Genomic DNA, 7,183 nt, shown 5'->3' with positions numbered 1-7,183 from the left:
GCCCCGGCGCTGACGACGGTCATCGCGTCAGCAGCCAGGCGGCGTGGCGTCCCGCGCTGGGCCCGGCGGCCGGTGGGCCCGCTGCTCCTGCTGCTGCTGTGGCAGATCGCGAGCTGGAGCGGCAGCACGTCCACCGAACTGCTCGCCTCACCGTGGACGGTCGTCACCGCTGGCACCGATCTCGTCACAAGCGGCGAACTACCGAAGGCGATCCTGGTGTCGCTGCGCCGCGCCGGCACCGGCGTGCTGCTCGGCGGGTCCGTCGGCATCCTGCTGGCACTGCTGGCGGGGCTGTTCCGGCTCGGCGAGGATCTCATCGACGCGTCGGTGCAGATGATCCGGACCGTGCCGTTCGTGGGCCTGATCCCCCTGTTCATCATCTGGTTCGGCATCGGCGAGACCCCGAAGATCGCCCTGGTCGCCTTCGGGGTCGCCTTCCCGCTCTACATCAACACCTACGCCGGTGTCCGCAACGTGGAGGTGAGCCTCGTCGAGGCCGCCCGGACGGTCGGGCTGACCCGGCTGGGGCTGATCCGGCACGTCATCCTGCCCGGCGCGCTGCCGAACGTCCTGGTGGGGCTGCGCTTCTCGCTGGCCATCTCGTGGCTCGCGCTCATCTTCGCCGAGCAGATCAACGCCCACCAGGGCCTGGGGCAGCTGATGAACGACGCCCAGGAGTTCCAGCGCACCGACATCATCGTCGTCTGCCTGGTCGTCTACGCCTTTCTCGGGCTCACCGTCGACGCCATCGTCCGACTTCTCGAAAGGGTGCTGCTGTCGTGGCGACCGACATTCAGCGGAACGTGACCACCCTGCCCGGCCAGGAGGCGGACCTGGAGCCCGTGCGCCCACCGGCGGCCGGCCCGCTGTCGGCCCCGGACGGCATCCCGCTCGCCGTGACGGTCCGCGGCCTGCGGCGCGCGTTCGGCGGCAACGTCGTCATCGACGACCTCGACCTGGACGTACCGGCCGGCCAGTTCGTCGCGCTGCTCGGCGCCAGCGGCTGCGGGAAGAGCACGCTGCTGCGCATCCTCGCCGACCTCGACACCGAGATCAGCGGTCAGGTGCGGGTGGCGTCCCGGCGGGCCGTGGCCTTCCAGGCGCCGCGCCTGCTGCCGTGGAAACGGGTCTGGCGCAACGTCGTCCTCGGCCTTCCCGGCCGGCCCGACCGGGCCAGGGCGGCCGCGGCGCTGACCGAGGTGGGCCTCGCCCACCGGGCCGACGCCTGGCCGAAGACCCTGTCCGGCGGTGAGGCGCAGCGGGTCTCCCTCGCCCGCGCACTTGTCCGCGACCCCGATCTGATGCTGCTCGACGAGCCGTTCGGCGCCCTCGACGCGCTCACCCGGATCCGGGCGCAGGGGCTGGTCGAGCAGTTGTGGCAACGTCACAGCCCGGCGGTCCTGCTGGTCACCCACGACGTCGAGGAAGCCCTGCTGCTCGCCGACCGGGTCCTGGTCATGAAGGACGGAGTGATCGCCCACAGCACGGCTGTCACCCTCGCCAGGCCCCGTGACGTCGGCGACCCGTGTTTCGTCGCGCTGCGCGCCGAGCTGCTCGGCTGGCTCGGGGTCGGCTATGCCCGCTCCGAGGCAGCCGACGACCGTCCGGCGCGGGACGGCGAGCCCGGCCCGGCAGCCGATATCCGGGAACCTGCGCCCAGACAGAAAATTCTTTCATGACCTCCTCTCAGATACCCGCATACACGGACGTCGACCCGTTCCACCGCCGCCTGCACCAGATCACCCAGGGGCAGCTCGACCCGGACACCGCGCAGACCTCGGGGATGCGCCGGTTCTCCGCCGTCAGCGGCAAGACCGTCGGGTCGTCCAAGCTGTGGATGGGGCAGGTGCACGTCGCCCCGGCCACCGCGTCCGGGAACCATCACCACGGCCGCTCCGAGACCGCCATCTACGTGGTCAGCGGCCATCCGGAGTTCGTCTTCCTCGACCAGGCGGTCGAGGGGACGGACGAGCCCGGCCCCGGCCGTGAGGTCCGGGTGCGGACCTCACCGGGTGACTTCATCTTCGTGCCGCCGTGGGTCCCGCACCGCGAGGAGAACCCCGACCCGAGCGTCGAGGCCATCGTCGTGATCTCCCGGAGCACCCAGGAGGGGATCGTGGTCAACCTCGAGGACCTGCGGTGGGCCGGGCCGGTCCTGACCAGCGGGCCGGACATCGAGGGCTGTTCCTGACCAACGTCCTGGCCAGCCGTGCCGGCCAGCCGTCCTGACTGACCGTTCGCTGATCCCGTGCGGCCGCGATCCGGCCCAGCCTCGCACACCATGATCACAAAATGATCGACAGATGCTCACCAGGAGTCAACGCCATGCCCGTGGAGTTCATCGGACTGATCTCAACCAACGAAGGGTCGGAAACACACCGGCGCTCCGGAGCGGTCATCGACCCGAGCTACGTCCGCCGGTTCGCCCGCGTCCACGAGGACGCCGACTTCGACCGGGTGCTGATCGGCTACAGTTCCGCCTCGCCCGACAACATCCAGGTCGCGGCCTATGCCGCGGCCCACACCGAGCGCCTGGGATATCTGGTCGCGCACCGGCCGGGTGTGGTCTTCCCCACGGTGGCGGCCCGCTATTTCGCCACCCTCGACCATTTCTCCGGCGGGCGGATCGCCGTCCACATCATCACCGGTGGCAGCGACGCCGAGCAGCGGCGGGACGGCGACTACCTGACCAAGGACGAACGTTACGACCGCACCGACGAATATCTCGACATCCTCCGCCGGACGTGGACGTCCACCGAGCCGTTCAGCCACGAGGGGCGGTACTACAAACTGGCGGACCATCTGGCCACCGTGCACCCGGTCCAGCAGCCGCATATCCCGCTGTACTTCGGCGGGTCGTCGCAGGCGGCCTACCGGGTCGGCGGCAGGCAGGCGGACGTGTTCGCCCTGTGGGGCGAGCCGCTGGCGCAGACCGCCGAGCAGATCGCCGCGGTGAACCAGGCCGCCGAGCGGGCCGGCCAGCCCAGGCCGGGGATCAGTGTGTCCTTCCGGCCGATCATCGGCCCGACCGAGGACCTCGCCTGGGAGCGGGCGCACCGGATCCTCGCGGACACCCGCGCGAACCTGGACGCGCCCAACGGAATCTTCAGCCAGTTCCGCCACGCGTTCAGCCCCGAGGCGGCACCGGCGAACGTCGGGTCACAGCGCCTGCTGGCAGCGGCCGCCGCCGGCGAGCTGCACGACCGGGCGCTGTGGACGCCGCTAGCCGCCGCCACCGGTGCCGCGGGCAACTCGACAGCCCTGGTCGGCACCCCGGAGACGGTCGCGCAGGCGTTGCTCGACTACATCGACATCGGCGTGACCACGCTGCTGATCCGCGGTTACGACCCCTACGACGACGCCATCGACTACGGCCGTCACCTCATCCCGCTGGTCCGCGAGGAGGTGGCCCGCCGGGACCGCGGGGAGGCGGCGAAGCGCACCACGATCGCGCCGGTACCCGCGGCGCTGGCGGCCAACGGCGCGGGTGCAAACTGAGAGTGAAGAGAAAGTGAACTGAGTGTAATGTAGACAGGCAGGCGGGTGTGCTACCAGCCAACCGGTCCACGCCCCCGTCCGGCGATCCCGGGGGGATCGCCGGATACCATGCGCGCCAGGACGAACACAACCGGCACCCGACGACAGGAGAATCCGGCGCCAGGGCGACGAAACGCAACCTCCACGAAGCTTTCCCGCTCTGTTATCCTTCGGGTGTGAATTATCACGTGGAGCCGAGACCGCGCACCGCTGGTCCGCTGCACGCCGGGCTCCTTCTGGAGGCTTTCTGGCCTCCCCGTCGCGAACACGACTTCGATCAGTACTGTCCGGGCCCCGTCGCGCGCTAGAGACGAGATCAGCGCTCACCGGCCCGTTCCGCAAAATTCTTTTGGCCGTAGCGGTCGATCGTCAGAATTTATGTGACCCACTGATCGAGAACGACACAACATGTTTTCTCGCACCCAGGCGCCGGTCCGATGGATCCGAGAGGTGTCGAGGAATCCGAAGGAGTCATTCACATGACCGCGTCACGCCCAGGTTCGTCCCACCTTGAGCAGCCCCGCCTCACGGTGACACAGAGACGCCGCCTGGATACCCTGACAACCGCCCGCGCGACGGTCGCCACCCCCCTCCGGCAGCAGCCGGAGCGCGACGTGGTGGTGCTCGGACGCGCCGCCTCCTGGCAGCAGCCGGCTGTCCAGCCGCCGGCCGGCGCACCGGTCACCTCACCGGCCGGCGTGCCGGCCGGCGCGTCGACCACCACGCCGCAGCGCCCCGAGCGCGGCGTGTGGATCGACCGTCCCACCTGGAGCGCGTTCGTCGACGGAAAGCTGCTCGACCTGACCTACCTCGAGTTCGAACTGCTCGACTTCCTGGTGCGCCATCCGGCGCTGGTGCACTCCCGGACCGCGCTGCTGCGTTCGGTCTGGGGCTACCACCTCGACGACGACCCCCGCGCGGCCGGCCGGACCGTGGACGTCCACATCACCCGGCTGCGGCGCAAGCTGGGCCCCGAGCACCGGGACCGCATCGAGACCATCCGCCGGGTCGGCTACCGTTACCGCCCCGTCCCCACCGGCCGCCAGGCATAGGCCGGGCCCGGACCGGCTGGCCGCGGGCCGGCTCCGGCCATACCGGACGACGCTCGGGACGGCCGCCGTCCGCCGGGCGCGGCCTGACCGGTGTCCCGGCCGCGCGGCTGTCCCGAGCGTCAAGGCCGTCCCGGATGCCGGGGCGGCTCGTCGTCGGCGCGCGGGACATGCCGGTGAGTCCGGTTGCCCACTGTGCCCGCTACCGTGACGCTCGGATACCCGAGTGCCTACCGTACGGTATGGTTCCCAGAAACTGCCGTGATCATGCCAAGGAGATCATCATGTCGGGGGGCCTGGCACGACGTCAGCCGGAGCCCGGTCTCCCGGTCACGGCCGCTCCCGCTCCCGACGCCGGGCGCATCCGCCGCGATGCCAGCCGGCAGCGGGCACATACCGCTGGAAACACGTAGCTTTTCTGGTAATGAGCGCAGCGGAGAAGTACCTTGACCCGATGGACGGCGTGGCCGAAGCCCAGCTCGCGTCGGTCCTCCGCCTGTCCGTGATGCGGCTGTCGCGGCGTATGCGCCAGGAGCGGTCGAACACGCTGACGCCCACTCAGATCGCCACCCTCGCCACCCTGAAACGGCACGGCTCGATGACCCTTGGTGAGCTCGCCGCGCACGAACGGGTGCAGCCGCCGTCGATGACCCGGGTGGTCGCCCACCTCGCCGAAGCGGGCCTGGTCGCCCGCGGCGCGCATCCCTCCGACGGCCGGCAGGTCATCGCGCGGATCACCGAAGCGGGCATCGACCTGCTGGAGGCCGACCGCCGGCGCCGCGACGAGTGGCTCGCCGAACGGCTGGCGTCGCTGAGCCCGGACGAGATGGCCGCGCTCGAGCGGGCCGCCCCCATCCTGGACACGCTGGCCGGCTCGTGACAGAGGCCGTCGCCAGCCCGTGACAGGGGCTGACGCGCCCGTACCGTGGCCCACCGCCCACCCCCGCGCGCGCCGGCCTCTCTCCGCGTCAGCCCGTCCATGCCGTCCATGCCGCCCCTGCCGTCCTACAGCTCCACCCAGCCGCTGTTCTCCTCGGACGCGTCCGCGGCCGCCAGCACCCGCGCGATGGTGAGCAGGTCGTGGAAGGTCGCGCCACGGACCAGAGCGGGGTCACCCAGCTCGGTGACCCGGACGACGTCGTAGGTCGCCTCGATCAGGCCGGGACGTACGCCCGGGACCGCGCGCATCAGCAGGTCGCGCGTGCCGTCCGCGTCCTGGCGCAGGACGCGGCGGCCCTGCACGACCATCCGCCCGCCGGTCCCGCAGATCGTGATCGTGGCGGTCTCCAGCCGGCCGTCGGGCCGCTCGTTGACCAGCGCCGTGGCACCGCTGGCCAACAGCAGCGCGAAGGTGACGGGCGCGTCGGCGGTGAGCCTGGCCGCGGGCATGGCGTCCGGGCTGGCGCAGACGGCGAGCACATCCCCGCACCAGCGGACGACCAGGTCGATGATCTCGGCCCGGCCGGACTGCCCCGCCGGTGCCCCGAGCATGGTCACCTGGGTGATCCGGCCGAGCGCGGCCAACGACGCCTGCACATGCCAGGCCGCCGGCCAGGCCCGGCCGTCCATGGCGACGACGTGCGCGAGGCCGGACTCCTCCGCCAGGTCGGCGACGGCCCGCAGGGACTCCGGGTCGGCGGTCGCGGGACGGGCCAGCAGCACGTGCAGGCCGGCTTCGACGGACCGGCGCGCGATCACGTCGGATCCGGGCGGCGTCATCTCGATGCACACGGCCTCGATGTCGTCGGAGAGCATCGCGACCAGATCCGCGTAGGCGCGTGGCGCCTCGGCCTCCGCCGCCCAGGCCAGCGACTCCAGCGGCTCGGGCGCGAGCAGGCCGACCACGTCCACACCCGCGTCCCGCAGCACCGATGCGGTCGTACGGTCGCTGCCGCCCGTCGCCAGGGCCATCGCGCCTGGCAGGTCGGGCAGCAGGCGCCGGGTGTCGCGCCGGCGCTCCCGCCATTCGCGCGCGCCTGCCGGATCACGTTGGGCCACCAGTTCGGGAACCGTTGTCACATACCGATAGTGCCCTCCCTCGCGGGGACCTGGAGCGTTATTCGTAACTACCCGGCATCAAACTCCCGACGCCAACGGGCGGAGATCTTTTTGTCCGACTTATTACCATCATTCCCATCAATGGTGGAACCAGCGTCGGTAACCGGTGGCCGCATCATGCAGAATCCGCGGTCATGGCTCGGATGTTCGTGGCGTTGCTCCCACCGCGGGACGTCCTGCGACCGCTCGTCAGTGCCGTCGAGCGGCTGCGGGCCGGCCGGCCGGGGCCGGCGGTGGGGCTGCGGTGGGCCCCGCCGGAGAGCTGGCACATCACCCTCGCCTTCCTTGGCGAGGTGCCCGCGGGCGTCCGGCCCGCGCTGGCCCGGGAGCTGGCGCGGGTGGCCGCCGAGCACCCACCGGCGGCAGTGGTCATTTCCGGTGGCGGACGGTTCGGGAGCCGGGTGCTGTTCGCGGCGGTCGACGAGCGGCCGCTGGCGCCGCTGGCCCGCGCGGTCGCCCAGGCGGCCAGGCAGGCCGGGGCGGACGGCCTGGACCCCCGCGAGTGGCGGGGGCACCTCACGCTCGCGACCCACCGGCCC

Annotated in this window: 8 protein-coding genes; 7 read left to right on the top strand and 1 reads right to left on the bottom strand. The window is 71.5% G+C overall.

What is annotated here, in order from left to right:
• The 6 genes from NBX02_RS01225 to NBX02_RS01200 form a co-directional block, all read left to right on the top strand.
• Nucleotides 1–807, top strand: an 807-nt coding sequence (locus NBX02_RS01225) for an ABC transporter permease subunit (RefSeq protein WP_250289613.1), incomplete at its 5' end; no start/stop codon positions are given.
• Nucleotides 780–1,679 carry an ABC transporter ATP-binding protein gene (locus NBX02_RS01220; RefSeq protein ID WP_445548198.1) on the top strand — a complete coding sequence of 300 codons (900 nt, stop codon included), beginning with the start codon at nt 780–782 and terminating at the stop codon, nt 1,677–1,679. The genes NBX02_RS01225 and NBX02_RS01220, both read left to right, overlap by 28 nt.
• A complete protein-coding gene (locus NBX02_RS01215) occupies nt 1,676–2,191 on the top strand; it encodes a cupin domain-containing protein (protein WP_250283098.1) in 516 nt (171 codons plus the stop codon). The genes NBX02_RS01220 and NBX02_RS01215 overlap by 4 nt, the downstream gene beginning before the upstream one ends.
• A 134-nt stretch (nt 2,192–2,325) precedes the next feature.
• A complete protein-coding gene (locus NBX02_RS01210) occupies nt 2,326–3,498 on the top strand; it encodes an LLM class flavin-dependent oxidoreductase (RefSeq protein WP_250289611.1) in 1,173 nt (390 codons plus the stop codon).
• 518 nt (nt 3,499–4,016) lie between these two features.
• Entirely contained in the window at nt 4,017–4,589 is a 573-nt protein-coding gene (locus NBX02_RS01205; RefSeq protein WP_250283096.1) for a winged helix-turn-helix domain-containing protein, read from the top strand.
• Between the two features lie 421 nt (nt 4,590–5,010).
• Nucleotides 5,011–5,466: a MarR family transcriptional regulator gene (locus NBX02_RS01200; protein WP_250283094.1), complete on the top strand. Its 456-nt coding sequence runs from the start codon at nt 5,011–5,013 to the stop codon at nt 5,464–5,466.
• A 125-nt stretch (nt 5,467–5,591) separates the two neighbouring features.
• On the opposite strand, the gene NBX02_RS01195 is transcribed toward NBX02_RS01200, so the two are convergent.
• Complete coding sequence (locus NBX02_RS01195; protein WP_250283092.1) at nt 5,592–6,605, bottom strand: Gfo/Idh/MocA family oxidoreductase; 1,014 nt, start codon at nt 6,603–6,605, stop codon at nt 5,592–5,594.
• Between the two features lie 173 nt (nt 6,606–6,778).
• Here NBX02_RS01195 and thpR point away from each other — a divergent pair.
• On the top strand, nt 6,779–7,183 hold a 405-nt coding region (thpR, locus tag NBX02_RS01190; protein ID WP_250289609.1), incomplete at its 3' end, for an RNA 2',3'-cyclic phosphodiesterase.

Source organism: Protofrankia sp. CiP1_Cm_nod1 (genome assembly GCF_920888515.1).
Lineage (GTDB): Bacteria > Actinomycetota > Actinomycetes > Frankiales > Frankiaceae > Protofrankia.
Note: the sequence above shows the minus strand (reverse complement) of the source record. Positions and strands in the feature narration are given on the sequence as shown.

Coding starts and splice junctions, on each gene's coding strand:
- NBX02_RS01200 (WP_250283094.1), top strand. CDS start 5,011: ATGAGCGCAGCGGAGAAGTACCTTGACCCGATGGACGGCGTGGCCGAA.
- NBX02_RS01210 (WP_250289611.1), top strand. CDS start 2,326: ATGCCCGTGGAGTTCATCGGACTGATCTCAACCAACGAAGGGTCGGAA.
- NBX02_RS01205 (WP_250283096.1), top strand. CDS start 4,017: ATGACCGCGTCACGCCCAGGTTCGTCCCACCTTGAGCAGCCCCGCCTC.
- NBX02_RS01215 (WP_250283098.1), top strand. CDS start 1,676: ATGACCTCCTCTCAGATACCCGCATACACGGACGTCGACCCGTTCCAC.